This window comes from Flavisolibacter nicotianae (genome assembly GCF_003628535.1).
GTDB lineage: Bacteria > Bacteroidota > Bacteroidia > Chitinophagales > Chitinophagaceae > Flavisolibacter > Flavisolibacter nicotianae.
In genome coordinates this window covers 1-24,701 of the sequence record NZ_RBCI01000004.1, presented here as the reverse complement: position 1 = coordinate 24,701, position 24,701 = coordinate 1, and the positions used below count along the sequence as shown (strand labels likewise).

Below are 24,701 nucleotides of genomic sequence, written 5' to 3'. Positions count from 1 at the left end.
GCTAATCGTTGTAGGTAGGCAGGTATACCCGCGGCATCTCTGGGGTGTTCTGACTCAGGTTGAAAAAGGCAAGTTCCAGGTTACGCATGGTAAACTGGCCAGTACCACCAGCTACCCAGCGGAGCAGCGTTTCACGGTAGGTCAGGTATTTTGCAATGTGCGTTTTGTTCAGGGCTACACGATGGCTGGGAAGTTTCGGCGCACCGTACTCTGGGTGATCGTGGAAGAAAAGATCCCACCCGCGCAGCACATGACGATCAATAATCGGCACCGTCATAGGTGCAATAAAATGGAGCACCTTGGTCACACCCACCAGACTGTTGTTAATCACAGGAATTAACTCCAGAAATAAACCCTCAAGCTGAGTGTCATCACCACCTCGGAGCGCCTGGAGTTTTTTAAGCAGTGCATCAGGATCGCCGATCAGATGAGCTTTGACATCGGGAATGGTGGGCATCCATGAGTAGGTGTAGGCCACGATCCTCCAGAAGTCATTCATGGTCTCCAGTGGAGAGGACGTAAACAGGTTATAAGTCAATTCATACCAGTCTGGCCCATTGTAAGCAGTAAAGAATTGCTGTGCATCTTGGTTAGCCTTCAACAGCTGGTTGTAGGCTTCGTGATTGAGTTGGTTCATTTGCTTTGTTAGTTTGGTTGACGCGGAGCTTGCCCGTGAGAAGTTGTTGCATCAGTCCTTTCTTCAGGTCCTGATAGCCGTCTTTCTTTTCTTGTAGAACTGCAAGTTTTTCATCGATTTTATCCAATAGCAATGCGATTTTTTCTTGTTCTTCAGGAGATGGTAGAGGGATCAGGAATTTTTTGATGTCGGCCAGATTTAATCCTGGTTGCGCTCCACCCTTTTCATAGAGCTTCACATTTTTTTTCCCAATCTGAGAGCAAAGAACATGATAGCAAAAACGAAAATGTGCTTTGTTGCTATCAATTGCAATCCTTGCAGTCGTCTGTGTGATATTAGCCCCTTCTAACCATTTTGGCACAACTTGCATATTACCTACGCCTGCACCAACGATTGTTATCAAAAGATCATTTTCCTTTAACCTTGCTCTTTTGTAAGGCACTTCCACTTTTTCAGAAACCCGAAAAAACTCTTCTGGCTTAACCCACCCATTCGAGTAGTCTTTCCCACGCACCAAATAACGCCCATTCTCATCATACGGACCTGGCTGAACTATCCCGTAAGTAATTCCCCTGTCTTCTTGCACTATAAAATTTAAATCTGTTACGCTCCAGCTTTCAGGTATTTCTCCCAACGGTGAATTTTTGAACTGTGTATGTCCGATACCTTTGGTGAGCAACCGCTGCATGAGGCCGCGTTTGAGCTCCTGCGTCTGGGTGATCTGGGCCTCGATGACGTCAATCTTTTCATCAACGGCTGAGAGGATTTTTGTAATCTTTTGCTGCTCTCTGAATGGTGGCAATGGAACTCTTAGCTTTTTGACATCGTCCTTATACAAAGCTCCTAAAGTGGTCGAAGCATTAATTCTTTTTAATGAAGCATTACCCTTGTCACTAATAAAATAATAATACAGATATTTAGGTAATACATCTCCATTCAATTTCAGCAAGTATAAGTTTGGAGCCAATGTTGCTAAAATGTTCGACGGCTTCTCAAAAAAATAAACTTTACCAATCTCTCCTCGCTTTGTTATCAACAGCTCTCCACCGTAAAGTTTCGTTTTCTTCAGAAAAGCATAACTTTTTTCATCCACATATTTTACATCAGTTAGCTTAGTTTCGTTTTCAAGATCAGTAGCTCTGACATACCACGCATAACCAGTAGAATCACTAACCCTCACGTTTTCTTTTACATCAGCGAAACTGCCATTTGCTTCAAAGTCTGTCAGTAATTCCAAAAGGTGGCTAAGATTTACAACTTCCCAATCCCGCGGAAGCTCTCCAACTTCTGTCACCTTATATCCTTCTTTCATATACCCAACTCGTTTAACATGGTGGCCAACTTTGCATCAATCTCCCTTTCCCGTTCTTCCAGCCGTTCCAGTTCTGCTTTCACATGATGCAGGTGGATCTCCGCTTCCCGCTCACTGGTATCGATGTATCGGGAGATGTTCAAGTTGTAATCATTCCCAGCGATCTCACTGACATCCACCAGGCGGGCGAACTTCTCACTCACGGGTTCATCCACCGCCGCTTCTTTCACAAAATGATCGTAAGCTGCGACGATCTTGTTGATGTGCAGCTCCAAAAGTTCGTTCTGGTTCTTACCCTCTTTGTATTCTCCGCTGGCATCAACGATCACCACTTTGTTCTCCAAGTGCTTGGGCTTCGCTTTGTTGATTATCCAAATGCTGGCGGGAATACCTGTGTTATAGAAAAGCGCTGGCGGCAAACCAATAATACCCTCCACCAGATCAGCCTTCAGGAGCTTCTCACGGATGGTTCCTTCTGCACCACTGCGGAACAGGGTACCGTGGGGCAGGACTACTCCCGCCTTGCCGTCGTCCTTCAGCACAGCGATCATGTGTTGAAGGAACGCCAAATCCGCATAACCCCGCGGCGGGATTCCATACTGGAAACGTCCTAGTTTGTCCACAACCACTTTCGCATAGTTGGGAGTTATTTTCTTTTCCTTTCCGTCTTTGTCCAGCTTGACCTCCTGGCTCACCTCCGCGGGTGTCCACCACGCATCCTGGGAAAACGGCGGGTTTGCGATCACACGGTCAAACAACATCAACTCACCGTTGTTATCCTTGTGCTGCGGATTCACCAGCGTGTCACCTTTACGAAGATCCGCATCCATGTAGCTGTGGAGCAGCATGTTGAGCTTTCCAATAGCCCATGTTCCGATATTTTTTTCCTGACCATATAGAGAAACGTTGATGTTGCTGCCTACCTTTCCTCCAGGGAGTGCGGCTATGTATTTGGCCGACTCGATCAGCATACCACCAGAGCCGCAGGTTGGGTCATACACCCGCTGTTTGGGCTGTGGTTTGATCAACCGCACAATGGTGGTTACGACGCCTCTGGGGGAGTAGAACTCGCCGCCCTTCTTTCCGCTGTCGTCTGCGAATTGCTTTATGAGGAACTCGTATGCGTCGCCCAGCAAGTCGGGCGTGTAGAGATCCTGATTTTTCAGGGAATACTGGTTAAAATGCCGCAGCAGTCGCTGGAGTACATCATCACTCAGCCGTTCCTTGTCACCGAACTTTGTGGCGGTGAGAACACCTTCCAACATGGTATTGTCACGTTCGATAGCAGCAAAGGCTTTATCCAGGGCAATGCCGATGTTCTCGGTTACTTTCTTCAACTCTTCCCACCGTGCTTCTGCTGGGATGAAAAAGTACGTTTCGGTCTCGGCGTCGGCGCGGGTGATCCCGTCACGGGCCATGATAGCCTGGACCTCTTCTTCGAAGACATCGTTGGCCCGTTTCAGGAACAGAAGACCGAAGATGTAGTTTTTAAAGTCACTGCTATCGATGGACCCGCGGAGTATGTTGGCACTGTCCCAGAGCCAGGACTCCAGGGTGGCTAGATCAAGTTGTGGCATGTTGGCAATCAGGTAGTTTGGTGGACAAGATACTTATTCTCAAAGAGATGACAAATGACACCTTACCTGTCTGTTTATTCTTAATACAACGCACCAGAGGAAACTTTAGAATACTATACCCTTCTCCCTGCAAACTTTAAACGTTTCGTAAAGCAACTGGAAGTTGTTGATCGGTACCAATCGGCCCCGATCCTGGCCCGATACAAATTTTTCAAAAGTAACCCGAAAGGAAGAACGGTCACGCTCATATCTGTACTCCACAAGAAAGTTATTCGGTAAGGTATGCCTTTGGGTTTGTGAAGTGTTTTCATACATATGATTTTGATCAAACGCATTTTTCTCAGGCAGCAGAAAAGGCAAACAGTAGTTAGCGACGGCACTGTCGATGCTTTCGGCGAAACGAAAATGCTCTGGTGAAGCAATGAACCCGTCACTGAACAACGATGCCACCCGCTCCAGTTTTCGCTCCAGTATTTCTACAGACGGGAAAAGCATTCGGAGAAATTTGAACAAAGAGAGCACTGGATAAGAGTCCGCGGTTTGCCAGTCAGGAACGGTTTTAAGAGGAAAGCGTTCAGTTGCGATAGGAATATGACGGATCTGGACCAACATACGCAGGTTGATTTCACGGGCTTGTATGAAGCCATATAACACCCATTTTAGAACATTGTAAAATTCGGATTTCCTTATAAAATCCCTTGTCTGGTCATAATCTCCATTCGATAAGGGTAATGCCTGAATCAATTGCTGAACAAAAGATTTTACTAAAGCACGGTTGTTGAAGTCGAATACTTCCCTGGAGTAGAATTTATCAATGTAGCCGTTGAAGTCCACCTCGGTGCCGTAGCGGTGGTGAAAGATCTTGCGGATGTTTTCCACATCACAAACAAAGACTACCTTATCGAAACCGAACTTGTTGGTGTCGTAAATATCGTAGTGAGCGCTGAACACGTTGAACAGGCGAAAAATATGTTCTGGGTCCAGGCGATCCAGGGCATCGACCACCAGCACCGTGGTGATCTGATTTTCTTCCGTATTTCGCCCGTGTTTTAGGCGCTCCAACAGCGTCCCGATTAACTTCGAGAGCGGGTCCTTTTCGTACGGCGATCCAGGTGAGGATTCCAAACGTTGGAAGTACTGTGTGATCAACTCGCCCTCGTCTTGCTCCAACCGCTTTCGAAAGGACTGAAAATCTTTTACGGTGTCCCGCAACGCGGTCAGCACAGTCGCTATAGGCTTGCCTACTTTTTCCGATAACGCGATGAGCGGTGAGATCAACGACAGCACATTGCCCCCTTTCTCTACCAGGTACATCTGGCTGAGCAGCAGGGTGGAGAAATCATCTTGGGTGAGATCGAGTTCCGATGCGTGTTTGTAAATTAGGTCCAGTAAAATGTCATATTTGATCCATTCAAAGACGTCCTGGTTGGTGCCAATGGAGTAGTTGATGGGGTTGACCGAGAGAACCAGGTATCGTTCGTTAGGACCAAGTACTTCACGGAGAAAGGTGGATTTGCCTGTTCCAAAAGGGCCAGAAAAAAGGATGCGTTTGTTGTCAGCCAGATCCAGGTGCCTGAGAAATTCTTTTCCAATCTCCGTGTGATCGATCCTGAGAGTCGTCATGTGAGGTTGCAGTAGTTGGTTTGAAAACCCGAATAAACGGAAAAGCTGCGAGATTTTGAAGAACTAGATAAGTTCTTTGCACGGTTTCTTATTTGCATTGACCATTATAAACCTTGTCTGCCCGTCACTGGAAATGGCAGGACAAAATGGGCACAAAAAAACCTCTCGGGTGGAGAGGTTCTATGCAACGTGGTCGATCAGGTTGCCAGATATATTATCCCGCCCGCCTCTATACCGCTCTACAGCGGTCAGGATTGAGGCTTTGAATTTTTTCAATTTTTCACTCTTCACCTCTCCAATATGGCCAGCGTCTATGTTGTCAACCTTCGGATCGACCTTAACCTTTTTTGGCCCTTTTTCGTTCACTTTCATGCAGTAAAGCTACTCATTTTCTACGTAAAACAAAGTAGCCTTCATATTCCTTATTAGGATCAAGTGGTTCGTAGGTGCTGTCTGCATTGAGGCCAAAAGCCATATAGCCAGCACCAGGTGTCAACTCTCGTAATATTAACATTTTATACAATTTAGTCAATCGATCCGTGGCCCCACTAATGAAAATAGTGGCTTTCGGTTTTTGCTCAAGGAAGTAATCTATAATGTCGGCACATGTCGCCATCACTTTTCTCGCATCATTGTTTCCCGTGGGATCGAAATTCTGAATCTGGTCATGGGCATCCAAGTCACCCATAGAGATGCTGTATACGTCGTCATCTTCATCCTTAAAGATGACGCCTTTACGAACGCTGCCCTTTGTTCCTGAACTGGTAAAAATGAACTTGTTACCATAGGCCCCTTTCGTGAATTTATAAGCGTTACGTTTCATGTTCTATTTTTTCGTGCTCCAGCGGCTTTGTCCGCTTCGGCTGTAAGGTTTGGATGTAAACCTACTCCCGTGCTCCACCTCCACAAAGGACAGAGAAAACGATAGCAGGTTGACTGAGCGCTGTATTAATAAACTACTGTATTTCTGTCAGATAACCTAATAAGTCAGGTACACTTTTAAAGTTTATAGACAATACAGCTAGATCGTACTCCAAAGGTCCGACGCATTGTTCAAATGCACGGCCTGGAGCGCATACGATTGTTTAGGTTTTTGGGTTAGAGCAAAATTCTGTCTTTTAACTATTCTTTTTAGGGAGAAAAGGCAGGTTTATGGTTTGCCGCACATACAGGGGCAGTATACGGAGCAAAGCCAGGAAGCCGATCAAATGACTGAAGGCAGCAGGGCTTAACCTGGTGAGCAGGTGGAGTTTGCCAACGAGCGGGAAAGTGGGTGGAGTTTCCACGGGCAAGTAGGTATGGTTGTGACTTATTCCACGTACATTTTGGTGGAGTTAGGGCTTATACAACGGGAAAGTAGGTGGAGTTTGCCATCGAGCGGGAAAGTAGGTGGACATAGGTTCTGGATTAACTGTACAAAAGGTGGAAAACATTAAATTCACGGAAAGGATCACCCGAAGTGAAACAGCCCTGCAACAAAATTACTTTCCCGACAGAAGAAGAAACCAAGACCAAACTAAAAGAGATCCAAGCGGAACCGCCCAGAGAGACTGGAAAGGTCAATCGCAAAGGTCAGCCCGTGAAGCCCTGCAGAGCCTACTTCTGCCCTTCCTGCGGCGGGTGGCACCTAACCTCTTTGACAGTGGCCAAGATGCAGGCCATAAAACGGAACACCATCTGTTCCGTCGCCCAAGAATGTGTACGGAAAAAGGGTTGGAACAAATGACTCAAATTGTATTTTAATTAGTAGAACCGCCGCAACACGTCCAGGTGCGATTTTACCTATACCATGGAAGAAAAACCGCGGTCATAACCCGCGGTTTTTCGTTTTCATAAACCCGTATCGATCCCAAGCAAGCGTTTGACCCGTATCACGATTGCGACCGCACACAGGAAGGCAAGCACCAGGTACACAACCACTGTCAGCCAGCGATTGGGGCGGTTTCGTATCGTTATCCATGGCATGTGCCGTATAAAATCGGGAATGAAGTCGGGGCGTTCCCATACCCACAGCGAACGGGCCAGGCAGATGGAAAAGCCCAGCACGGCTACACACAGGGAGATCAGGTTGAAGGGTGTCACTGGATGCCGATATTTTTTTCGATTTCTTCTATGATGTCATTGGTGAACGATTTGTACGGAAGCGCCTCATCCATTTTCCAGGTGGGCCGTCTGTGTTTCAAGCCCCTGTTGATAAAGAACGGGCGGTTATTGCGTAGCTCCAAGGTCTTGGCACGGGTTATCACATGATACACTTCTTCCCGCTCCGTCTTCTCGGCCAGTTTGACTGGGTACCGATAGAATTTGCCGTTGAATTTGACCCGTATTGTGAACTCCATTAATTCCACCACTCCTGTGTCGGCAAAATATACACATAACGGTTGGTAGCCAGGTTGACCTTGACCTCTACAAACAGGCCACGGTAGCGGTACAGAACAATTAAGAAGCCTGGTTCTGCGGTCCGCTCGGCTGCCTTGCTAGATGGTTAAAAAAAAGCGGCAATAGCCGCATTTTTTAAATATTTCCTTCAGGTGGCCCTTGCTCATCTGGATTGTCAACGTACGAGTACGCGACAGCAACCGAAAATACCACATATTTTTTCTCATGATCCCAACAGGTGCTATGTGAAACGTTTAAGATTTTGGTGTAAGGGTCGTTAAAAAAGTCTCGGATCATCGTTTCAAGTCCTTCAGTAGTATCGCTGCTCCATACAGCTACGTTGTGTTTCTCCATTTTATTTCTGTTTTTGTTCTTCTTTCTTTTCCTGCGGTTTCTTTCTCATTGCTACCCCGATAACGTCAGCAAATGAGCCGCGTATTTTAAGGGGCTGTTCTTTGGGCTGCACTTTCATGTCCCAACACGGATGAAGTTACCAAACTTTTTTCACCCTCAGCCCCAAGGCTATCAACATGATCAGCGTACCCGCGGCGAACAAACCAAAGGTGATCCACCTTTTTGGTTTGCCGCCGATCCGCACCATCTTTACCCTCTGCGGCTGGGACCACACCCAGACTGCGCGGGGCACAAGAAAATAGAGCAAAATGCAATACCAGAAAATCATGAATACGTCCATGAACGATTTAAAATTTTCCATGATGTGAAGGTAAAAAAAATCTAATATTTGATGTTCAGGGCCTCAAAGTCCGCTTGGTGGCGGGGTGCTCAGTGCAATACCGAAACCAAGGTATTTCACCTCAAAGGCGTCGGTATTATCTTGTCCCCGTGGAACAAGCCATCCAGGAATTTGCCAGTTGGGTACGCCAGGAAAAGGAACAGCTGTACATCCTGTGCATTTGTCAAGACGATCCCCAAACCTTTTTCATCAACCAAATTCAACCCTTTTACGCAAAGCTATGTGGCCAAGGCAGGGAGCGGGTTGCATTAAAGTACCGTCCTCTTCTCAACGACCGTAAACAAAAAAAACTTACCCTTCGCCTGCAAGCCATCAACGAAGGTGCGCTGGATGACCTGGCAAAACGACTGGGTGTGAAGAAGTAATTGCGACGGCATTGGTTTCATTCATGAATAGAACCGTTTACACAAGTCCGAGATGACCCATCATATTCATGCAAGCCTGAAAAATGCCATCCACCACCTGGTTAGCTGCACATCACCATTCCCAGCTTCCTGATTTTAGACGCCGTGTTCGGGTTCAGGCTTGCTAGTTTGCTGCATCAGCTGCTGTAAAAAAAACGAAGGTTTCGTAGATCTCTATAATTCAAAATCCTGATACATCACACAGCAAGGATAGTCCAGGCAGAATACTCTGTAAATAAAACAGGGTAAAGTTGCCTGATTGCCGAACGGCAACATTACCTTGTTTGTTTATATCAAGACTACCTCATAGAGCTTTCGTTTCCGTGGCAATGCGTTTCACCTTCTGCACCGTTGCCGTTGAACTGTCCGTGAGCTTTGCGATCTCCCGTATGGAATAGTCGCCCGTGCTCAGGTATTTGAGGATCTTCCTACTGTTTTCTTTTTGCAGGAAGTCGGCTTTGCGCTCGTTGGTACCAGGTTTTCTTCCGAATATGGTACCGCGCTGTTTGGCCGCCAATCGGCCCATAGCGGTAATATCAAGTAGGGATTCTCGTTGTTGCTCTGCAATGACTGAAACGATATGGGAGAACATTTTGAACACAGGGTTCGGCTTCCCGTGGACTTTGCTGGAGATGTTCATGTCGAGTATGTGAACCGTTACGTTATTCTCCTGGCAGACATTCAGGGTAGACAACGTATCAAAGCTATTTCTGCCCAGCCGCGAGAACTCTTCCACCGTGAGGTCGGTCACCTTACCCGCCAGGATCATCTTCAGTAGTTCACCCGCTTTGGGACGTTTAGCGAAAGCGATGGTTCCCGAACACTGTTCCTGGATCACCAGATCATATTTATCGCTATCTAAAGTTTGCCGAGATCCTGACTGACCCAGGCTGGACCACCGAATGTATTTTACTTTCATGTGTGCTGTTTTTTTCTTTAGGATCAAAACTGCTACAGTGGCCGCATAGTTACAAGGTTTCAGACCCGTTTGCCAGCGGCGGAGATGTGGTCGGATTATTCTTGAATTGTATTAATACAAACCAACTTATTTCTGCATTGGCAGACACTTCGAAAATGAGCATAAAAAAAGTTCAGTTTTTGTAAAAAGTTTCTATATTTTGGAGACCAACCAAAAGAACTGAAACAACTACTTATACTCGATGGAGCCAACCTTTTACATCCAAAAGCCAGAGCTTTCGTTTCTGGAGCTAAGCAAACCTATTGTTTTTTTTGACCTGGAGACGACGGGCGTGGATACCGTGAATGATCGGATCGTGGAGCTTTGCGCCGTTCGTGTCAACCCCGATGGCACCCAGCAGGAAGTTCACCTCCTGTTGAACCCGACGATCTCTATTCCCGTTGCGGCCAGCGCCGTTCACGGGATCACGGATGAAATGGTGGTGGACAAACCCACCTTCGAAGAAAAGGTTGATGAATTGGCTCAGTTGTTTACTGGCTGCGACTTGGGTGGTTACAACATCAAGAAGTTCGACGTCCCTGTGCTCATGCAGGAGTTTCTCCGTTTCAAGAAGCACCCCATTAAGTACAGCGAAGTAAAGCTCGTTGATGCAATGGCCATTTATCACCACAAGGAGAAGAGGGACCTGTCGGCTGCCGTTAAATTTTACTGCCAGCGGGAGCACGACGGCGCTCACTCTGCCAAAGCGGACGTGCTGGCAACCATTGACATTTTGAAGCGGCAATTGTTGATGTACGATGACCTCAAACCAAACACCAGCTTCTTGCACGATTACGTTGGTATTGGGAACCTGGTGGACTTCAGCGGGCGATTCATACGGGATGACGCAGGCCGAATCGTTTTCAACTTTGGCAAACATTACGGCAAGGAAGCTTGTACCGAACGTGATTACCTGAAATGGATGATGGATAGCGATTTCAATGCCGATACGAAGCAGGTTGCAACCCGTATTTACTGGAACTGCATCTGGGAAGACCAGATCAAGGCTTGGCTGAGCACCAACAAGCTCACACAGAGCTACGAAATGATTTCTGCGCTTTACACTACCGTGAAGTTTGAAGAAGCTGTTTTTCCGTTTGCGATCCTCCGTGAAGGGGCAAAGCTGAAGGTTAGCTACCTGGTTGAACCACCCGCCACGTACACCTTCGTGCACCAGGATGCTGTTGACATTTTGCTCGGTATTCTTGACAGCCGTTTATCAGGAGAAAACAAGTAACATTATAGCCACCCAAGAAATTGTGTTATCGGTTTTGCGGTATGACATTCCCTTCTTGATAAGGCGATATTAAGGGACGCATTTTTCGTTTATTCTGTGGGCGAAAGTGTCGTGATATTTCCTGGGTAATTTCTTTGTAGTTATCGGAGCCATCCACACGGCGATGGAAGAATATTTCAATGCCACGGCAATTGTCATGTTCGAAAATCTCGCTGAGTAAAACCCTGTCCGATAACCCACAGGAGTGGCCGACAACATACACCTTGTATTCCTCAGCATTAATCAACCGATGCAGGTTTTGGTAATTGTGAGTTTTAAAGTATCCGAACGATTTGATGTGCTCTAAGTAGGCGTTGTCACCCGCATCCTCTATTTGTTGGTAAGTTGGGTCTGTTTCGTCGCCGTACCCAAAGATGATCGGATTGTTCGTTACATCTGCTGCTCGTCCATGTATGTGAATGACTTCATCTGGATTTGCATAACCATGCACGTAAAGAGTATCGGTGTAGTTAAAGTTCAAAAATGTCACTGGCCCATCTTCTTCCTTGCGGACGCCTCTGAAAAACGACATCCTGCTATCCTCTATCGGAAGACGCATGGAATGCTGGAGTGTCGAATTGATTCTTGTTATGTAGGTTGTCAACAGGCTAATGATTTGGTCGAAATCGGCATTGAGTTTACCAATTGCCTTATCCTTATCTTGTAAATTGGGGTTTTTGAACAATGCTTTGAAAATTTTGTAATACTGCCGCTCGATGTCAACCCAACCTTTGTCGCACAGTTTGACCAACCGTTGGTAAAAGTTAGATGGGTATTCAACAAGTCTATTTGCTTCGCAAAACTCTAAGACTTTATGTAAGTTATCAGGTGTAGGCAATTCCCCTTCCACTGGACGACTTTTTTTCTCAAAACTTATCAAAGGGTCACTATAGTACCCGTCGCGTGAAAACGTATCAAACGAATAGCATACATGTGAGCTAACGAAGTCTTTGTAGCTTGTTCTGAGACCATGAGCCAGATCGAAGCCGTTTCCGATTAATACAAGTCTGTGATGTGCCATTAAGAAGGTTCATTGTGCAGCGGAAAAGATACCGAAAACGGAGGAAAATTAATCTTACATAGTATGCGTAATTTGTGCCATACCTGCTTTTTTCACCTTCGTGACCGCGTTGATGTTCAGTCCTGTCAATTTTGATACTTCCACACAACAGTAACCCCTTTTCAGGTATACTCTCATAATAGGAGCATCGTACACGAAACAGATCACTGTACTTCTGGAGTGTTACTGATGTTGAATCAAAGTTTAGTATCAACAGAATTTGAGTGTGAAGAGTTTACTTTCTCCGTAAAATACCTGTGGAATACAGGACAGGCTAAATCAATAACACTCACGATGCTGTCCTATTTTACATACGGCCGCTGATCTCGAACACAGGCAAAGGCCCTGTGGATGATCTTATTTCTTACGGCATTCAAAACACTCATTTTGCTTAACCCTTGCTTTATCCTGCGCTGGTAATACGCCCTACAATCGCCCTCGCGCTGAATAATCGCAATAGCCGCGATATGCAGCAGGCGTTTCATCCTTTGATTGGCCTGTTTTGACACCTTTGCTTTCCCCTGGAGGCTTACCCCAGACGTGTAGCGGAAGGGAGCCACTCCGCAGTGACAGGCGAATTTTTTGGGAGAAGTGAAACTTTTGAACTCATTGGTGGCGATAATCATCTCTGTCGCTAGCACAGTGCCAATCCCATCGACTGATGTGAGCCAGCCGAAAAGTTGGTCCAACCTATCATCTTCTGCGATGGTGGATGATATGGTTTGGTTCACCAGTTTCAGATCTTCTTTCAGGGCCGTTATGCTGCGATCACAATGCGAAGAGAGGTTATCATTGATGGTGCGTTTGACAAAACCTTTCATCTCCCGTAGCTCCTGTTTCAGGGTGTTTTGGGCCATAATGAGCCGCTCCCGCACAGAGCGCAGCTTCTTCAGGTATTCAATGACTTCTCTGGGTTGTTGCCAGAGTATAGCCTTTTGACGGTTGGTATAGGCATGATGGGCAATTCGACGTGAGTCGATCTTGTCGTTTTTTCCCCGTTGCAGTCCCATGGACAGCTTAATTTGCAGGGGGGCCTCCATCCACAGTGGCACCTTTCTTCTCACCAACTCACGTTGAAGAAGCGCTGTATAAAGCCCAGAGTTTTCCACGCAAAACAGGGTCTTCTTGCCACCAGCTTTGTAGGTGACCATCATTTTTTTCAACCACGTCTGAATGTCTTTCTGACTGTTGGTCACCTTTTCGTGCATCAGATAGCGACCTTCATGCAGTACAGTAAAATCCAAAGTATACTTGGATACGTCAACTCCGATATAGTATTTGTAGTCCATACGGAGAAATGGCTTACCCTTTTGCAATGACCCGCCATGCTTACGAATAAATGTAAGGTCTTACCTATTCCGTTCCCCAAGTCAATGGCAGATAACTACAAGGGCAGGTGCTACGAAAAAAAATGGTTCCTCGCAACCGCTCATTCATTTAGCTCCACTGACCATAAGGGTAAGCCCAGCCGCTGGTAGCAGCTACCAAAAGGTAGATCGTTTCAAGCTATCGTACAAGAGCAAATTCTCCCTACCATCAAAAAGGTTTTGAGTCTATTTGTGCAACTAATGGTTGCACAAATGAACACCCAGGTGTAATGTCGGCCTTACAAATTGTCGTATTGGCGATACGACAATCAACAGACTTCGGATTTGTCTTCTTGCAGATCATTTCTATTTTGTGGTCAAAATCCGCACACCATGAACATTTCCTTTGAACAATTCCGCACAGAAGTTGCGGCACTTCAACAAGACATTCGGACAGAGCTGAAGAAACGACAAACTCCAAACCGCCAGCTGATCGAAGACGGTATCGTGAACATTGATGAATACTACCATTCACCACTACGGGTGCTCTGGGTTCTTAAAGAGCCGTACTGCGACAAAAAAGGCGGGGGTGGCGGCTGGAACATGGTGCAAGATCTCAACACCCGAAGAGCAGAAGGCAAAGATCGCGGCGCATGGCAAACCTGGTATCCGATCACCTATGCCAGCTACGGACTGCTCAACGGCTTTAAGCAATATGCTGAAATGCCCCAGATCAACCGTGATCCAGCTGTGTGGCTTTCACTGAAAAAGATCGCTTTCATCAACTTCCAGAAATTACCAGGGAAACCGCAGACCAACATGGCCGATTTGCAAAAGCAGGTCCCTGCGGAAGAACGGGCGCTGGTGGTCCGCCAGATCAAGACGTACCGTCCGCACATTGTCATTTTTGGCAGCACTTTGGAGCTTCTTAAAAACGACCTGGGTCTCACAGGGGAACATGAACTGGAAAAAGGCCATTGCCAAAAGGACGGCGTATTATATTTGAATCTGAAGCACCCCGCACAGCTGGACATTTCCAGGGAAACCTATGTGAACTGGATTGTCAACAGGGCAAAACAGTACCAGGATTTCTATCTGAAGTCAAACACTCACGCCTGACATCGGGGTTTCGGAACATAGATTTCAACGATACATCACATTCTATGGTATCATCTCAAAACAGACCGCGCCTGTTATGCGGCAACTAAAGATCACTGGTCAGAGCGGCAAGCCTATTGACCTGGACGACGTGCCAGCGGAATATGGGTTTGTGGAAAGCCTGGCTAGGTTGTTCGCCGATAACCAGGAAGAGATGGCGCTACTCTACCAGGTAGGCGTTGAAAAAGCAAAACAGTTGAGAGATTTGCTGTCCGCAGGACAATATGACCGTTTTGCTGCATGGGCTGTCCGCCAATCGATTTATCAGAGAAAGGCTGAAAATCGAGGGCCAACAGGACTGACAGGTGCTAACCCCACTCAGGAGTAATCTATGATGAAGAATGTAAAGGGGAATGGATTGGTTCTAGGTATTGGTAACTCCAGCAAACCAATCCTCGCTGCCTGTGAGCCTTCCCATCCCAGGTGGACATTTGCAGTGCTGGATTTCTGGTCAGCGGTCCAGGAGATTCGATTTGTGGAAAATGAATTTCAAGTAGCTGAAGCGACCCTCCGCACCCAGCAAGACCACAGTTTCTTTATTGAGGAACCTAAGCTGGCCGTGCGTTTTGGCCATGGCAAATACCACCGCTCTGACACTCAGAAAATACTGCGTTATACCGTGGATTACCGTCGGTCGCTATGCAGCGCCCTGGGCACCGATTTGGAGTCAGTTTCAACCAGCTTCACAGGCTTATTCTCCATTGTGGTAGTCACCGATGCTGCGGATAAAATTGCGCTGGAAAGTTTCGCTATGCTGATCCCCTGTCTAAAAACACAGGTTGCTGGTTGAAGGTGCTATCTTCTTATCCACCACCCTTTCAGGGTGAGATCATCACCGTGTATGCAACCTCGGTAGTCCGAACGCTCCGTGCCGCCAACGTTGATCACCATCAGGTATTCCGTCAACAGCTTGTTGACCAATTGGCTGATGTAGAGGCAAGACCTCTTTTTATCGCTGTAAGGCATTTCTTATCTCAGGAGCTTTCCGAACTGCTCACGTACACCCAATAAACACATAGCAACGAGGACGATGGAAAACCAGAGTCTAACTTTTGGCTTAGTCCGTCATCCAGTTTAAAATTCAGGTTATAAACCGATACCACAAAGTGGCTTGAATTGGATTTTTTGGTCTGTCAACCTTGATCTTTTGGTACAGCCATAAAATTGGATCTTGATGTTGTAAAAAAAGCCCCCAAAATTTGAGGGCCTGTCATGAAGGTCTGCTACACACCCATTCGGATAGCATTTTTTTCAAATGCTTTGAGCAATTCAGTCTGGCTGAAGTAAACACGGCCTCGCGGCTTTGTCATCCGTACACCGTGCGCCTTGCAGAAATTGTACACGGCGGTGCGGCTTGAATAATTCAACAGCTGTTTTGCCTGTTCCATGGTTAACCATTCGCGCATTGTTCATAGGTTTTTTTGATCCTCTGCCCCTTTTACGGTGAGGTTTATTCTATAACAGCAGGCCCTATTCGCCAGCTGCCTTCCACGAAACAACTTCCGTGAAACTCTTTGATTAACTTGCCCTGAGTTGGCTGGAGCCGTTCATTAAAGAAGTGGGAAGTTGATGGATTAAACTTTTCCGCTCCAGCTGTTTGGTTTTCGCCGCTAGGCGCTTCTCCGAAACCTTACCATAAATTTCGGTGCTTCGAATGTCGTTCCCCAACATTTTCCCCAGATCTTCCAACCGCCCGTCGTGATCCATGTAATCTACCGCAAATGAATGGCGCAAAACATAATGGGTCGTATTAACGGTTACACCAGCCAGCTTCATCAAGTTTTTGTAATGTTTAGTCAGATTTGTATCGCTGGTGAGTTCAAAACAGAGATCGCCTCCGCCTGGTGATAACGCCCGTAGTTTATGGTAGGCGTGTTCGGCGGTGGCCGTCAAAACTACACGGAATGGTTTAGGGTTTTTGATTTGCGCATTGTTAAGGTGCTTTTCCCTGATCTTTTTAATCCGCAAACGATCAACCTCGCGATCATACTTGACATGTTCACTTCGAAGTGTCTTTATGTCGACCATTGCCATACCTGTGGCCAGGCCAAACATAAGGCAATATTTTGCCACCTGCTGGGGGCGAGATAACCTGTGATCGCTCAATTGCATTACTTTCAAACTGTCGTCCGTATCCAGAACTTTTTTGTCTGCACCAATAAACGCACCCCGAAAATTCTTCGGCAGCGGGGACTTCTCCATGATCTCAAGTTCGACGACAGAAAATTTGAACAGGGATGCAATCATTGTGAACCAGGTTGTGGTGCTGTTCTGTGAAGGTGTGAGCCCTTTTCTTTTCCCCCGCGAAACACGAATGTTGTCTCTGTACCACATCTCCAAATCCATCAGGTCTTTTTTGCTGATCTCAGTAATCGGCGGCGTCGACCCCTTCGTTTCCTTAAAGAATCGATGCAAAACGTTATTTACAGCATGACGGAAGACACGGGCACGTCCTTTAGATAAATTGCGATACTTGATAAGACCCTCCATTACTACATTGACGGTACGCTCCTTCATTTGCTCTTGCATTCGCTTCTCGACTTCTTTCCTCTTCCCGCGGGGAGGCTTACCAGTGAGTTGTGTTTTGACAGTCGACTGAATGAATTCCTTTAATTCTGTGACGGTGGGTTCTTTTTCGAAAGCGAACTTTTGCAACAACAACTCTGCGCTGCTGAGAAACTTGGTTATTTTGGAATTTATCAACGCGGTGTTGTCACTTTTCCCCACCGCCTGCTTTTCACCCCAATTTTTAATCGGTAGTGTGATGCCTAAACTGATCACAGTTGTAAAGTGCAGAAATCCAGATTCATAAAATGAAAAGAGTAAAAAGATGTCGTAACGCGACGCATCTTTTCGGTTTTTTTTCGGCTGTGGATAACAGTTTACTTTTTTTGTGTCACTTATCTTAACAAGGATGTCCATTTACGTAAGTTTTTGTGCTTTGCGGTTGCAAGTTGTATTGATTTGTTTACACGCTTACAAAACTTCAAAGCATTTGAGGAAAACGGCGATGAATAGGTTGCGATCATCGATCAACACCAGAATTTGATCGACATGTTTTTGCTTTGTTTTAGGACTTTTTGTTATGATTTCTTTAACAAATAGATATTGATAACATAAACTTCCCTTTGATTCGTATTGTTCTTTGTGATTAAGGAGGTCGGATATGAGCAAAAATCCTGCTCACGTATTGCGCATGTACTACATGGATAAAAGGTGCAAAAGGTGATCGAAAATGAACAACGTGGAACAAAAGTGAGAAGTGTGGAACGCAGTGCGGAAGAGATTTTAAACGTAAAAAGCCCCACATTGCTGTGAGGCTCCTCGTACCGCGTACGGGATTCGAACCCGTATCACCACCGTGAAAGGGTGGTGTCCTAGCCCTTAGACGAACGCGGCGTTCCGTTTTGGGAGTGCAAAAATAGGGGGCACTTTCTTTCCATCCAAAACTTTTCGAAAATTCTTTGAACTTTTTTTAGGTCAACCCAATTTCAAAATGGCGGTCGGGAATCTCCACGTCAGGAAAACCCCGCTTCACCAACCAGGCTTTAAAATCCTGCTGCACGTCGTACTCGCCGTGTACAAGAAAAAGCTTTTTGATCTGTGAGCGGTCCTGGCAGGAAATCCACTGGCTGAGATCTTCATAATCACCATGCGCACTCATGCTTTTAATTTGGCCGATCTCAGCATGCACCTGGTGTTGGACGCCGAAAATGCCTACCTCCTTCGCTCCTGCCAGCAAGCGGCCGCCGAGTGAATACGGTTCGCAGTAGCCAGTCATTAAAATACTGTTACGACTATTCTCAATATTGTTGCTGATATGATGTTTGACACGTCCCGCTTCAGCCATGCCACTAGCCGAAATGATGACGCAAGGCTCGTTCCGGTAATTCAGCAATTTCGATTCTTCCACGCTGTCGATATAATGTAAGCCTTCAAATTGGAAAGGATCAGAGTCTGATTGCAATACTTTTTGAATCGTCTTGTTATAATACTGCGGATACTTTTTAACCACTTCGGTAATGGATGTGCTCAATGGGCTGTCCAGGAAATAATCCACCTTGGGCAACCGGTTTTCAAGCGAAAGTTCGTTTAAGGCATAAAGGATTTCCTGGGTGCGGCCAAGGCTAAACGCCGGCATAATCAATTTACCGCTTCGTTCCAGGCAGGTCCGGGTAATCCATTCAAGGATATGATCGAGCGAGGTGGACGTATTTTCATGCAGGCTGTTTCCATAGGTCGATTCCATGAGAACATAATCGGCCTGTGGAAACGTCTCCGGCGATTTCAGGATCACGTCGCGGTAGCGGCCTACATCACCGCTGAACGTCAGCCGTGTCATTTCGCTTCCCTCCTGCACCCGTACATGCACGCAGGAACTGCCGATGATATGGCCGGCATCTGTAAACATCGCTTCCACACCCTCTGTGACAGTAAACCACTCATTGTAGGGGCGTGAAACAAATAGTCCGAAGCAGGCTTTTGCATCATCAACGGTATAAAGTGGTTGAACCAGCGGTTTGCCCTGGGCCCTGCTGCCCTTGTTATGGTATTTGGCATCGCTTTCCTGAATTTCTCCCGAATCGAGCAGCAATAATTGCGACAATTCTTTGGTCGCATCGGTACAATAAATGGAACCCTGAAATCCCTCCTTTGCAAGCTTGGGTATCAGGCCGCTGTGATCAATGTGCGCATGTGAAAGGATCATGACATCCACTTCGTTTGCCGCAAATCCAAAATCACTATTCAGCTTGTCCGTATCCTTGCCCATTCCCTGGAAGAGACCGCAATCAAGCAGGACCTTTTTGCCATTTTTCAGGGTCAGCAAATGCTTGGAGCCCGTTACTGTCCGCGCCGCGCCGTGAAATGCTATTTTCATGCTGGATGTTTTTGTTAAGTTAACACTTTTCTGCAGTGTACTACGGTTATGCATCCATGTTGCCAAAAGCTGCTGAAACGTTTCCTGCAGTACTTTCCCGTATTCACAAATTGTACCGCTTTCAGCTGAGAATGGTTGTCAATGCTGCGAATGAATTTTTTCCGTTTTGTCTTGAGGCTGTTCCTGTCATGAACGAACCGGAGACAGATCTCTTTTATCCTATTCTTCTGTGATCCATTCCGCACCGTGTTTCCGTAATTCTTCATCCATTACCTCATAAACTTTATTTTTTAGCAGCGTTACGTCTTTTAGTGTAAACTGGTCCACAGGAATAGGCGCAAGAAAGACAGCCCTGCTGCGGCCCGGGTTGAGAGAAAGAAAGGCAGTGGTTTTCATCCGGCTATAGCTATCGAGAAAAAGTACGGGCTGCACAGGTGTGCCGGTTTCAATTGCAATGCGAAAAGCGCCATTGTAAAATGACTTGAGAGGCCGACCGGTTTCGTTGAACGTGCCTTCCGGAAACACCAAAACGGATATGCCTTTTCGCAGGATCGACTTCAACACCTGGACGCTTTTTGTGCGGTTGGCGGAGCTGCTGCGGTCAACGCTCACAATCGCATTTTTGTAAATGGTACCAAAAACAGGCACTCTTGCCATTTCTACTTTTCCCAATGGACGAACCGGCCTGCGAAACACCTTGGGAACAAGAGCCGCATCCAAATACGAAATATGGTTCGCGACAAAAATATACGACTGCGATCGGGCCGGTTTGTGATAAAAAACATTTTTGTGCCGGATCAATACCAGGGCAAACCAAAGATCGGCCCAAACCATGCAGGCTGCGTAAACCAGATTGCCGGCCCGGATCCGACCAAAAAGCGTTGCCACGAGCGACCAGATAAAAACCGGTATCATCAGGATGACAAAAAGTACCAAGGCGTATAAAACATAGACTCGCTGCAAAAACTTCAGGAGGTAGCGCATCAATGGTTGTTTTTGTTGCCGTCGCCGGGGCACTGGCAACTGAATTCTTCTTCCAGATTGTAACAGGTGATCACCTTTGTTTCGGCCGGGCACTGGGCAAAAATCACGCGGATATTCTCTCCGCTTTGCGTTCGTCCCTGCAAGGCAAAGATGGGACAGGGTCTTTCGCGTCGATCGGATTTGTTGAAATTGATTGCGCCTTTCTCCATGATTTCCCCGATTTCTTCCTTACTGATATGACGGCAATCCATGCGGCAAAGCGCATGTTTTGTGTAAACCAGGGATATGGGATGCCGGTCAAAAGCTTCCCGCTCCTTCGGTTCATTCCAGCGCCTGACGAGAAATGCAACAAAGAAAAGAAGGAGCACGACAACGGGCACAAAGGCATTCCGCTTTTTCATGGTAACAAATGTAATCGCCACAGGCCAATGAACACCGGTCTCCTTACCATCTTCAAACAACCCGCCCTGGCCAGCGTGCCGTCCGTTTGAATAGAAGATTGAAACTTACGTTAAAAGCGCCGGCTCCGGCCAGACCCGGCTGACCGCCATTCTTCCACTACGCTGCATTTGACTACCTTTGCCCGTCATGGAAAAACAACGTTCAGTTGCCTTTCACACGTTGGGATGCAAGCTCAATTTTTCGGAAACTTCCACGCTTTCCCGCATGATGGAAAGTGAAGGCTTTTTGAAAAAAGAGTTTGAGGACGTGGCCGACGTGTATGTGATTAACACCTGTTCGGTTACAGATAACGCCGATAAAGAATGCCGCCAGCTTGTACGGCGTATCCAGCGCAAGGCGCCGGAAAGCCTTGTCGTGATCACGGGCTGCTATGCACAACTGAAGCCCAAGGAAATTTCGGAAATCCCGGGAGTCAACCTGGTGCTGGGGGCAGCCGAGAAATTCAACCTCGGTTCTCACCTCCGCGAACTGACCAAAAATGATTCGGGGAAAATCAGCAGCTGCGATATTGAAGACGTTTCCGGTTTTCATGCCTCGTTTTCTGTAAACGATCGCACCCGGACGTTTTTGAAAGTGCAGGATGGTTGCGACTATACCTGCTCTTTTTGTACCATTCCAATGGCCCGCGGAAAAAGCAGAAGCGACAGCATTTTGAACGTCGTAAAACAAGCAGAACAACTCGCCGAAAAGGGTGTAAAGGAAATTGTGTTGACCGGTGTAAACCTGGGTGACTTCGGCAAAGGCCCCGACGGTGCGAAAAAGAAGGAAGAAAGCTTTTTTGAACTGATACAGGAGCTGGAACATGTGGATGGCATCAGTCGCTACCGCATTTCCTCGATCGAACCCAACCTCCTGACGGAAGATATTATCCGGTTTGTAGCGGAAAGCCGGAAATTCATGCCGCATTTCCACATTCCCCTGCAGAGTGGCAGCAACGAAATGCTGGGTGCCATGCGGCGACGTTATAAGCGGGAGCACTATGCGGAGCGAGTGGAGCTGATCAAATCACTGATACCGCATTGTGCCATCGGTGTGGATGTGATCGTTGGTTTTCCTTCCGAGAGTGATGTGCATTTCAGGGAAACGTTTGAATTCCTCCATCAACTACCTGTCTCGTACCTTCATGTGTTTACTTATTCGGAAAGAGACAACACGAGGGCGCTGGAAATTCAGCCGGTTGTGCCGATGCAGGTTCGCTATGAGCGAAACAAACTGCTGCGCAACCTGAGCTACATGAAGATGCAATACTTCACCGAACAGTTTCGCGGGCAAAAAAGACCAGTTCTTTTTGAAGGGCATAATAAAAACGGCATGATGGAAGGGTATACGGACAATTATATTCGTGTTGCGACGCCTCACCGCGAAGAGTGGGCAAACTCTGTTATCGAATGGACGATTTAACTAGCGAAATGAAGAAATACCTGATTACTGCAACGTTTCAGTGGAATGAGGAGATGATGGACCAACTGCAGGAGCATCGCGACCTTATCAATCAGCTTATCGACGAGCAGGTAATTGAACATTATGTGGTGAGCATGGAAATTCAAACGGTTTGGATTACATTGAATGCAAACAATAAGCGGGAAGCAAAAAAACTTCTATCACCCTCTCCTTTTTATAAATACTGGAAAATTGTGGTGAATGAGCTGATGGTTTGGGATGGGCAGAATTACCGTCTTCCCGCAGTACAGTTGAACTAAAATATTTTTTGAACTTTTTTGAAAAATATTTTTTTCTGTAAAACTCTTCCCCTTATTTTTGCACTCCCAACAACAACGGGACAGTTCTTAAAAAGTTCAAAATCAAATGGGAGCATAGCTCAGCTGGTTCAGAGCATCTGCCTTACAAGCAGAGGGTCCGCGGTTCGAACCCGTGTGCTCCCACACACTACAGGCAAGGGTTTCAACGAAAGTTGAAACCCTTTTGTTTTTCTGGTTTAAACTAGGTTTAAACTTTTCACTATTTTAAACAGTGTTTATTTTCTTTGAAAATTTCATCACATGAAAAAGAGAAAATACGACACGTCGGTTGTTATGCTTTACCTTTTGGGAAAAGAAAGGCTTCTACCCCACTCCTTTCGCAAGCAGATTCCCTTTTCCACCATCTCAAGCTGGCGAAAAGTCGATTACACCTCCTACCTTGGTCATGAGTACCGTTTCATATTTGAAGACCGGTGGGATGTGCTGGTCTTACAAGAGCAAGTGACAACACTAAAGCGGCTGCTATCAGTTGTTTTGAAAGCGTGGCTGCCGTTTAGAGTAGAGATGCAATCGTTCATCGATAATGCAAAGAATGACCGCTCAATGCAAAGGAAGATTGTTTCTGCGGTTGAACTTCTGGCGAAAGCATATAATCTCAAAACTATTCTTCAATTGCTTGGGCTCAATCCAACACAATACTGAGAGCGGAAAATACTATCGCATTTGCATTGTCTTTGTTCCGAAACTTCGCTTTGCCTAAGGCGCTTTCCCAATCAGCTCAGTCAAGAAGAAGTCCGCAAGATGAAAGCACTTCTGACTTCTTCCAAATTTCAGCACTGGCCGATTGTCTCCATTGCCGCCTATGCACTGAGAAATGGCTTTCTAAAGGCAAGTCTGTTCTCCTGGTACAAATACGCCCGGCTGCTGCAGCTGCCAACTCGAGTGTGTAAGCGTTGTGAGAAAATGGTCGGCCTAGTAGCCTCCGCTCCAAATGAGTACTGGCATGCCGATACGACCTACTATGAGCTTTTCAGAGCAAAGAAGATTTGCATCACCTTTGTAATGGATAACTATTCCAAGATGATCCTGGGATTTGCTGTCAATGAAAAGCGTTGTTTTGCACTCATCAAAGAAGCCCTAACAAACGCCTTACAAACAGCAGCGGGACAGCCAGTGTGCAACAGTAGTTATCTGGTGACCGATGGTGGCGATGAAAACCAAAGCGACCAAGTGCACCAGTTTCTTGCCTCCCTGACAGAGCATAGACTTACTAAAATTACAGCATTAAAGGACATTCAGTTCTCCAACTCCCCTGTTGAGTCCATTCACCGCATCCTGAAAAGCCGGTACCTACGAAATCAAAAATTTAGAACCTTGGAAGAGTTGACTCAGTTCCTCAACCTTGCGGTGCAGGATTACAACATTAAGCGCCCACACTGCCGCCTGATGTTATGAACACCCGAAGAAGTTTACTTCGGAATTCCACTCGGCTTTGATCCAAAACAGCGCATGTTGAAAGCGGTCAAACAACGGGTGCAGAAAAACAAGCAAACCGCCTGCAGTGCCTGCTATTCATTAAATGCCTACTCGTTCAAACAGCCTACTCATTTAGCTCCCACTACAAAAACATGACCTACGATGGATCGTAGATCGAAGCGCTCGATTCCGGCATTGATGTAAGCGTCTGACCCAGGGAAATGCTAAAGTGCCGGCAGGTTTTTGAAACGTTGTGAATTTGCTTGGCAGCCTGTTGGGCAGGTTGCAAAGTTTGGATTACCTTGACGGACCATCCTCTTCTCTTTTATTCATTTCCATCGAAGGCACCACAATTTGCCACAGCCAATTTGTTTACAGCGATGTATCAACAGCTTTAACATCTAAAAAAAATCTACCCTGCTGTCCTCTCATTTAAATTGTAGCCGGTTGTCGTTGAAGCAGTTTTCAAAATGGACCTAAACGTACAGAAACATGACCAATCCACCGGTTTGTCGCCTTTTTGTTTTCTGCAAGTGCCACTGAATCCCCAATAGTTCAATTCCTGCCCGAATGCCTGGATCCAATTTAGCCGCTTATCACCCTATTCGGCAACTTCCTTTTCGCCGAATGTCTTTAGTGCGGATCCCAGCTCATCCATCATTGTGGTGTTGCCCACGTACAGAACGGAACGTTGATGAATGCTCTCCGGAATGATACCAAGAATATCCTGCTCACCGTCTATTGCCTTGCCGCCG

Annotated in this window: 30 protein-coding genes and 2 tRNA genes; 12 read left to right on the top strand and 20 right to left on the bottom strand. The window is 46.5% G+C overall.

Going from position 1 to position 24,701, the window contains the following annotated elements; genetic code table 11:
• Nucleotide 1 precedes the first annotated feature (1 nt).
• The 6 genes from D6024_RS11865 to D6024_RS11840 all read right to left on the bottom strand — a co-directional run bounded on the left by D6024_RS11865 (nucleotide 2) and on the right by D6024_RS11840 (nucleotide 5,972).
• On the bottom strand, nucleotides 2-637 hold the full coding sequence (locus tag D6024_RS11865; protein WP_121354854.1) for a hypothetical protein: 636 nt from the start codon (nucleotides 635-637) through the stop codon (nucleotides 2-4).
• Nucleotides 591-1,949, bottom strand: a complete 1,359-nt coding sequence (locus D6024_RS11860) for a restriction endonuclease subunit S (RefSeq protein ID WP_121354853.1) — start codon at nucleotides 1,947-1,949, stop codon at nucleotides 591-593. The genes D6024_RS11865 and D6024_RS11860 overlap by 47 nt, the downstream gene beginning before the upstream one ends.
• Nucleotides 1,946-3,526, bottom strand: coding sequence for a type I restriction-modification system subunit M (locus D6024_RS11855; protein ID WP_121354852.1), 1,581 nt, complete (start codon nucleotides 3,524-3,526; stop codon nucleotides 1,946-1,948). The genes D6024_RS11860 and D6024_RS11855 overlap by 4 nt, the downstream gene beginning before the upstream one ends.
• Before the next feature lie 105 nt (nucleotides 3,527-3,631).
• Nucleotides 3,632-5,149: a P-loop NTPase fold protein gene (locus D6024_RS11850; protein ID WP_121354851.1), complete on the bottom strand. Its 1,518-nt coding sequence runs from the start codon at nucleotides 5,147-5,149 to the stop codon at nucleotides 3,632-3,634.
• 180 nt (nucleotides 5,150-5,329) lie between these two features.
• A complete protein-coding gene (locus tag D6024_RS11845; RefSeq protein ID WP_121354850.1) occupies nucleotides 5,330-5,521 on the bottom strand; it encodes a hypothetical protein in 192 nt (63 codons plus the stop codon).
• A 13-nt stretch (nucleotides 5,522-5,534) separates the two neighbouring features.
• On the bottom strand, nucleotides 5,535-5,972 hold the full coding sequence (locus D6024_RS11840; RefSeq protein ID WP_121354849.1) for a DUF6934 family protein: 438 nt from the start codon (nucleotides 5,970-5,972) through the stop codon (nucleotides 5,535-5,537).
• A 599-nt stretch (nucleotides 5,973-6,571) separates the two neighbouring features.
• Here D6024_RS11840 and D6024_RS11835 point away from each other — a divergent pair.
• Nucleotides 6,572-6,892 (top strand): hypothetical protein, encoded by a 321-nt coding sequence (locus tag D6024_RS11835; RefSeq protein WP_162944726.1) that lies wholly within the window; start codon nucleotides 6,572-6,574, stop codon nucleotides 6,890-6,892.
• Between the two features lie 87 nt (nucleotides 6,893-6,979).
• Here the strand turns inward: D6024_RS11835 and D6024_RS11830 are convergent, their stop codons facing one another.
• The 3 genes from D6024_RS11830 to D6024_RS11820 all read right to left on the bottom strand — a co-directional run bounded on the left by D6024_RS11830 (nucleotide 6,980) and on the right by D6024_RS11820 (nucleotide 7,882).
• The gene (locus D6024_RS11830; RefSeq protein WP_121354847.1) at nucleotides 6,980-7,231 is read right to left on the bottom strand and encodes a hypothetical protein; all 252 of its coding nucleotides are present in this window, start codon (nucleotides 7,229-7,231) and stop codon (nucleotides 6,980-6,982) included.
• Nucleotides 7,228-7,488, bottom strand: coding sequence for a hypothetical protein (locus D6024_RS11825; protein ID WP_121354846.1), 261 nt, complete (start codon nucleotides 7,486-7,488; stop codon nucleotides 7,228-7,230). The genes D6024_RS11830 and D6024_RS11825 overlap by 4 nt, the downstream gene beginning before the upstream one ends.
• A 175-nt stretch (nucleotides 7,489-7,663) precedes the next feature.
• Entirely contained in the window at nucleotides 7,664-7,882 is a 219-nt protein-coding gene (locus D6024_RS11820) for a hypothetical protein (protein WP_121354845.1), read from the bottom strand.
• A gap of 130 nt (nucleotides 7,883-8,012) precedes the next feature.
• Between D6024_RS11820 and D6024_RS26700 the strand changes: the two genes are divergently transcribed.
• Both D6024_RS26700 and D6024_RS11810 read left to right on the top strand, forming a co-directional pair.
• A complete protein-coding gene (locus D6024_RS26700) occupies nucleotides 8,013-8,267 on the top strand; it encodes a hypothetical protein (protein WP_162944725.1) in 255 nt (84 codons plus the stop codon).
• A gap of 104 nt (nucleotides 8,268-8,371) precedes the next feature.
• On the top strand, nucleotides 8,372-8,647 hold the full coding sequence (locus D6024_RS11810; RefSeq protein WP_121354843.1) for a hypothetical protein: 276 nt from the start codon (nucleotides 8,372-8,374) through the stop codon (nucleotides 8,645-8,647).
• Between the two features lie 343 nt (nucleotides 8,648-8,990).
• On the opposite strand, the gene D6024_RS11805 is transcribed toward D6024_RS11810, so the two are convergent.
• Nucleotides 8,991-9,605: a recombinase family protein gene (locus tag D6024_RS11805; protein WP_121354842.1), complete on the bottom strand. Its 615-nt coding sequence runs from the start codon at nucleotides 9,603-9,605 to the stop codon at nucleotides 8,991-8,993.
• A gap of 241 nt (nucleotides 9,606-9,846) precedes the next feature.
• Here D6024_RS11805 and D6024_RS11800 point away from each other — a divergent pair, with 241 nt between their 5' ends.
• Nucleotides 9,847-10,881, top strand: coding sequence for a 3'-5' exonuclease (locus tag D6024_RS11800; protein ID WP_121354841.1), 1,035 nt, complete (start codon nucleotides 9,847-9,849; stop codon nucleotides 10,879-10,881).
• A gap of 25 nt (nucleotides 10,882-10,906) precedes the next feature.
• Here D6024_RS11800 and D6024_RS11795 read toward each other — a convergent pair whose 3' ends face one another.
• Nucleotides 10,907-11,941: an AbiH family protein gene (locus tag D6024_RS11795; RefSeq protein ID WP_121354840.1), complete on the bottom strand. Its 1,035-nt coding sequence runs from the start codon at nucleotides 11,939-11,941 to the stop codon at nucleotides 10,907-10,909.
• 341 nt (nucleotides 11,942-12,282) lie between these two features.
• Complete coding sequence (locus tag D6024_RS11790; RefSeq protein WP_121354839.1) at nucleotides 12,283-13,269, bottom strand: transposase; 987 nt, start codon at nucleotides 13,267-13,269, stop codon at nucleotides 12,283-12,285.
• Nucleotides 13,270-13,593: 324 nt separating this feature from the next.
• Between D6024_RS11790 and D6024_RS11785 the strand changes: the two genes are divergently transcribed.
• The 3 genes from D6024_RS11785 to D6024_RS11775 all read left to right on the top strand — a co-directional run bounded on the left by D6024_RS11785 (nucleotide 13,594) and on the right by D6024_RS11775 (nucleotide 15,235).
• The gene (locus tag D6024_RS11785) at nucleotides 13,594-14,406 is read left to right on the top strand and encodes a hypothetical protein (protein ID WP_162944724.1); all 813 of its coding nucleotides are present in this window, start codon (nucleotides 13,594-13,596) and stop codon (nucleotides 14,404-14,406) included.
• Between the two features lie 76 nt (nucleotides 14,407-14,482).
• Nucleotides 14,483-14,773, top strand: a complete 291-nt coding sequence (locus D6024_RS11780) for a hypothetical protein (RefSeq protein WP_121354837.1) — start codon at nucleotides 14,483-14,485, stop codon at nucleotides 14,771-14,773.
• A 3-nt stretch (nucleotides 14,774-14,776) separates the two neighbouring features.
• A complete protein-coding gene (locus tag D6024_RS11775; RefSeq protein WP_121354836.1) occupies nucleotides 14,777-15,235 on the top strand; it encodes a hypothetical protein in 459 nt (152 codons plus the stop codon).
• Nucleotides 15,236-15,240: 5 nt separating this feature from the next.
• Here D6024_RS11775 and D6024_RS26695 read toward each other — a convergent pair whose 3' ends face one another.
• From D6024_RS26695 to D6024_RS11735, 7 genes are all read right to left on the bottom strand, one after another.
• Nucleotides 15,241-15,411, bottom strand: coding sequence for a hypothetical protein (locus D6024_RS26695; RefSeq protein WP_162944723.1), 171 nt, complete (start codon nucleotides 15,409-15,411; stop codon nucleotides 15,241-15,243).
• A gap of 257 nt (nucleotides 15,412-15,668) precedes the next feature.
• Nucleotides 15,669-15,851 carry a helix-turn-helix domain-containing protein gene (locus D6024_RS11765; RefSeq protein WP_121354834.1) on the bottom strand — a complete coding sequence of 61 codons (183 nt, stop codon included), beginning with the start codon at nucleotides 15,849-15,851 and terminating at the stop codon, nucleotides 15,669-15,671.
• Nucleotides 15,852-15,963: 112 nt separating this feature from the next.
• Nucleotides 15,964-17,367, bottom strand: coding sequence for a tyrosine-type recombinase/integrase (locus D6024_RS11760; protein WP_121354833.1), 1,404 nt, complete (start codon nucleotides 17,365-17,367; stop codon nucleotides 15,964-15,966).
• 405 nt (nucleotides 17,368-17,772) lie between these two features.
• A tRNA-Glu gene (locus tag D6024_RS11750) sits at nucleotides 17,773-17,844 on the bottom strand.
• Between the two features lie 76 nt (nucleotides 17,845-17,920).
• On the bottom strand, nucleotides 17,921-19,324 hold the full coding sequence (locus D6024_RS11745) for an MBL fold metallo-hydrolase (RefSeq protein ID WP_121354831.1): 1,404 nt from the start codon (nucleotides 19,322-19,324) through the stop codon (nucleotides 17,921-17,923).
• A 219-nt stretch (nucleotides 19,325-19,543) separates the two neighbouring features.
• On the bottom strand, nucleotides 19,544-20,308 hold the full coding sequence (locus tag D6024_RS11740) for a lysophospholipid acyltransferase family protein (RefSeq protein ID WP_121354830.1): 765 nt from the start codon (nucleotides 20,306-20,308) through the stop codon (nucleotides 19,544-19,546).
• Nucleotides 20,308-20,709 carry a DUF4258 domain-containing protein gene (locus D6024_RS11735; RefSeq protein ID WP_162944722.1) on the bottom strand — a complete coding sequence of 134 codons (402 nt, stop codon included), beginning with the start codon at nucleotides 20,707-20,709 and terminating at the stop codon, nucleotides 20,308-20,310. Before D6024_RS11735 ends, D6024_RS11740 begins: the two co-directional genes overlap by 1 nt.
• 187 nt (nucleotides 20,710-20,896) lie before the next feature.
• On the opposite strand from D6024_RS11735, the gene mtaB reads away from it, so the two are divergent.
• From mtaB to D6024_RS11710, 5 genes are all read left to right on the top strand, one after another.
• Nucleotides 20,897-22,171: a tRNA (N(6)-L-threonylcarbamoyladenosine(37)-C(2))-methylthiotransferase MtaB gene (mtaB, locus tag D6024_RS11730; protein ID WP_121354828.1), complete on the top strand. Its 1,275-nt coding sequence runs from the start codon at nucleotides 20,897-20,899 to the stop codon at nucleotides 22,169-22,171.
• Nucleotides 22,159-22,470, top strand: coding sequence for a hypothetical protein (locus D6024_RS11725; RefSeq protein WP_121354827.1), 312 nt, complete (start codon nucleotides 22,159-22,161; stop codon nucleotides 22,468-22,470). Before mtaB ends, D6024_RS11725 begins: the two co-directional genes overlap by 13 nt.
• 108 nt (nucleotides 22,471-22,578) lie before the next feature.
• Nucleotides 22,579-22,653 (top strand) — tRNA-Val (locus D6024_RS11720).
• 117 nt (nucleotides 22,654-22,770) lie between these two features.
• Nucleotides 22,771-23,172, top strand: a complete 402-nt coding sequence (locus D6024_RS11715; RefSeq protein WP_121354826.1) for a hypothetical protein — start codon at nucleotides 22,771-22,773, stop codon at nucleotides 23,170-23,172.
• A 99-nt stretch (nucleotides 23,173-23,271) separates the two neighbouring features.
• Nucleotides 23,272-23,925: a DDE-type integrase/transposase/recombinase gene (locus D6024_RS11710; RefSeq protein ID WP_121354825.1), complete on the top strand. Its 654-nt coding sequence runs from the start codon at nucleotides 23,272-23,274 to the stop codon at nucleotides 23,923-23,925.
• A 622-nt stretch (nucleotides 23,926-24,547) separates the two neighbouring features.
• On the opposite strand, the gene D6024_RS27605 is transcribed toward D6024_RS11710, so the two are convergent.
• A complete protein-coding gene (locus D6024_RS27605) occupies nucleotides 24,548-24,688 on the bottom strand; it encodes a hypothetical protein (RefSeq protein ID WP_394338466.1) in 141 nt (46 codons plus the stop codon).
• Nucleotides 24,689-24,701: the final 13 nt, after the last annotated feature.

Excerpts from the sequence above, each read along its gene's own strand:
- D6024_RS11850 (WP_121354851.1), bottom strand. The coding sequence starts at position 5,149 with ATGACGACTCTCAGGATCGATCACACGGAGATTGGAAAAGAATTTCTC.
- D6024_RS26695 (WP_162944723.1), bottom strand. The coding sequence starts at position 15,411 with ATGCCTTACAGCGATAAAAAGAGGTCTTGCCTCTACATCAGCCAATTG.
- D6024_RS11790 (WP_121354839.1), bottom strand. The coding sequence starts at position 13,269 with ATGGACTACAAATACTATATCGGAGTTGACGTATCCAAGTATACTTTG.
- D6024_RS11735 (WP_162944722.1), bottom strand. The coding sequence starts at position 20,709 with ATGAAAAAGCGGAATGCCTTTGTGCCCGTTGTCGTGCTCCTTCTTTTC.
- D6024_RS11800 (WP_121354841.1), top strand. The coding sequence starts at position 9,847 with ATGGAGCCAACCTTTTACATCCAAAAGCCAGAGCTTTCGTTTCTGGAG.
- D6024_RS11765 (WP_121354834.1), bottom strand. The coding sequence starts at position 15,851 with ATGCGCGAATGGTTAACCATGGAACAGGCAAAACAGCTGTTGAATTAT.
- D6024_RS26700 (WP_162944725.1), top strand. The coding sequence starts at position 8,013 with ATGAAGTTACCAAACTTTTTTCACCCTCAGCCCCAAGGCTATCAACAT.
- D6024_RS11715 (WP_121354826.1), top strand. The coding sequence starts at position 22,771 with ATGAAAAAGAGAAAATACGACACGTCGGTTGTTATGCTTTACCTTTTG.
- D6024_RS11845 (WP_121354850.1), bottom strand. The coding sequence starts at position 5,521 with ATGAAAGTGAACGAAAAAGGGCCAAAAAAGGTTAAGGTCGATCCGAAG.
- D6024_RS11825 (WP_121354846.1), bottom strand. The coding sequence starts at position 7,488 with ATGGAGTTCACAATACGGGTCAAATTCAACGGCAAATTCTATCGGTAC.
- D6024_RS11710 (WP_121354825.1), top strand. The coding sequence starts at position 23,272 with ATGAAAGCACTTCTGACTTCTTCCAAATTTCAGCACTGGCCGATTGTC.
- D6024_RS11820 (WP_121354845.1), bottom strand. The coding sequence starts at position 7,882 with ATGGAGAAACACAACGTAGCTGTATGGAGCAGCGATACTACTGAAGGA.
- D6024_RS11745 (WP_121354831.1), bottom strand. The coding sequence starts at position 19,324 with ATGAAAATAGCATTTCACGGCGCGGCGCGGACAGTAACGGGCTCCAAG.
- D6024_RS11780 (WP_121354837.1), top strand. The coding sequence starts at position 14,483 with ATGCGGCAACTAAAGATCACTGGTCAGAGCGGCAAGCCTATTGACCTG.
- D6024_RS11860 (WP_121354853.1), bottom strand. The coding sequence starts at position 1,949 with ATGAAAGAAGGATATAAGGTGACAGAAGTTGGAGAGCTTCCGCGGGAT.
- D6024_RS11805 (WP_121354842.1), bottom strand. The coding sequence starts at position 9,605 with ATGAAAGTAAAATACATTCGGTGGTCCAGCCTGGGTCAGTCAGGATCT.
- D6024_RS11795 (WP_121354840.1), bottom strand. The coding sequence starts at position 11,941 with ATGGCACATCACAGACTTGTATTAATCGGAAACGGCTTCGATCTGGCT.
- D6024_RS11740 (WP_121354830.1), bottom strand. The coding sequence starts at position 20,308 with ATGCGCTACCTCCTGAAGTTTTTGCAGCGAGTCTATGTTTTATACGCC.
- D6024_RS11725 (WP_121354827.1), top strand. The coding sequence starts at position 22,159 with ATGGACGATTTAACTAGCGAAATGAAGAAATACCTGATTACTGCAACG.
- D6024_RS11865 (WP_121354854.1), bottom strand. The coding sequence starts at position 637 with ATGAACCAACTCAATCACGAAGCCTACAACCAGCTGTTGAAGGCTAAC.
- D6024_RS11855 (WP_121354852.1), bottom strand. The coding sequence starts at position 3,526 with ATGCCACAACTTGATCTAGCCACCCTGGAGTCCTGGCTCTGGGACAGT.
- D6024_RS11760 (WP_121354833.1), bottom strand. The coding sequence starts at position 17,367 with ATGGACATCCTTGTTAAGATAAGTGACACAAAAAAAGTAAACTGTTAT.
- D6024_RS11775 (WP_121354836.1), top strand. The coding sequence starts at position 14,777 with ATGATGAAGAATGTAAAGGGGAATGGATTGGTTCTAGGTATTGGTAAC.
- D6024_RS11840 (WP_121354849.1), bottom strand. The coding sequence starts at position 5,972 with ATGAAACGTAACGCTTATAAATTCACGAAAGGGGCCTATGGTAACAAG.
- mtaB (WP_121354828.1), top strand. The coding sequence starts at position 20,897 with ATGGAAAAACAACGTTCAGTTGCCTTTCACACGTTGGGATGCAAGCTC.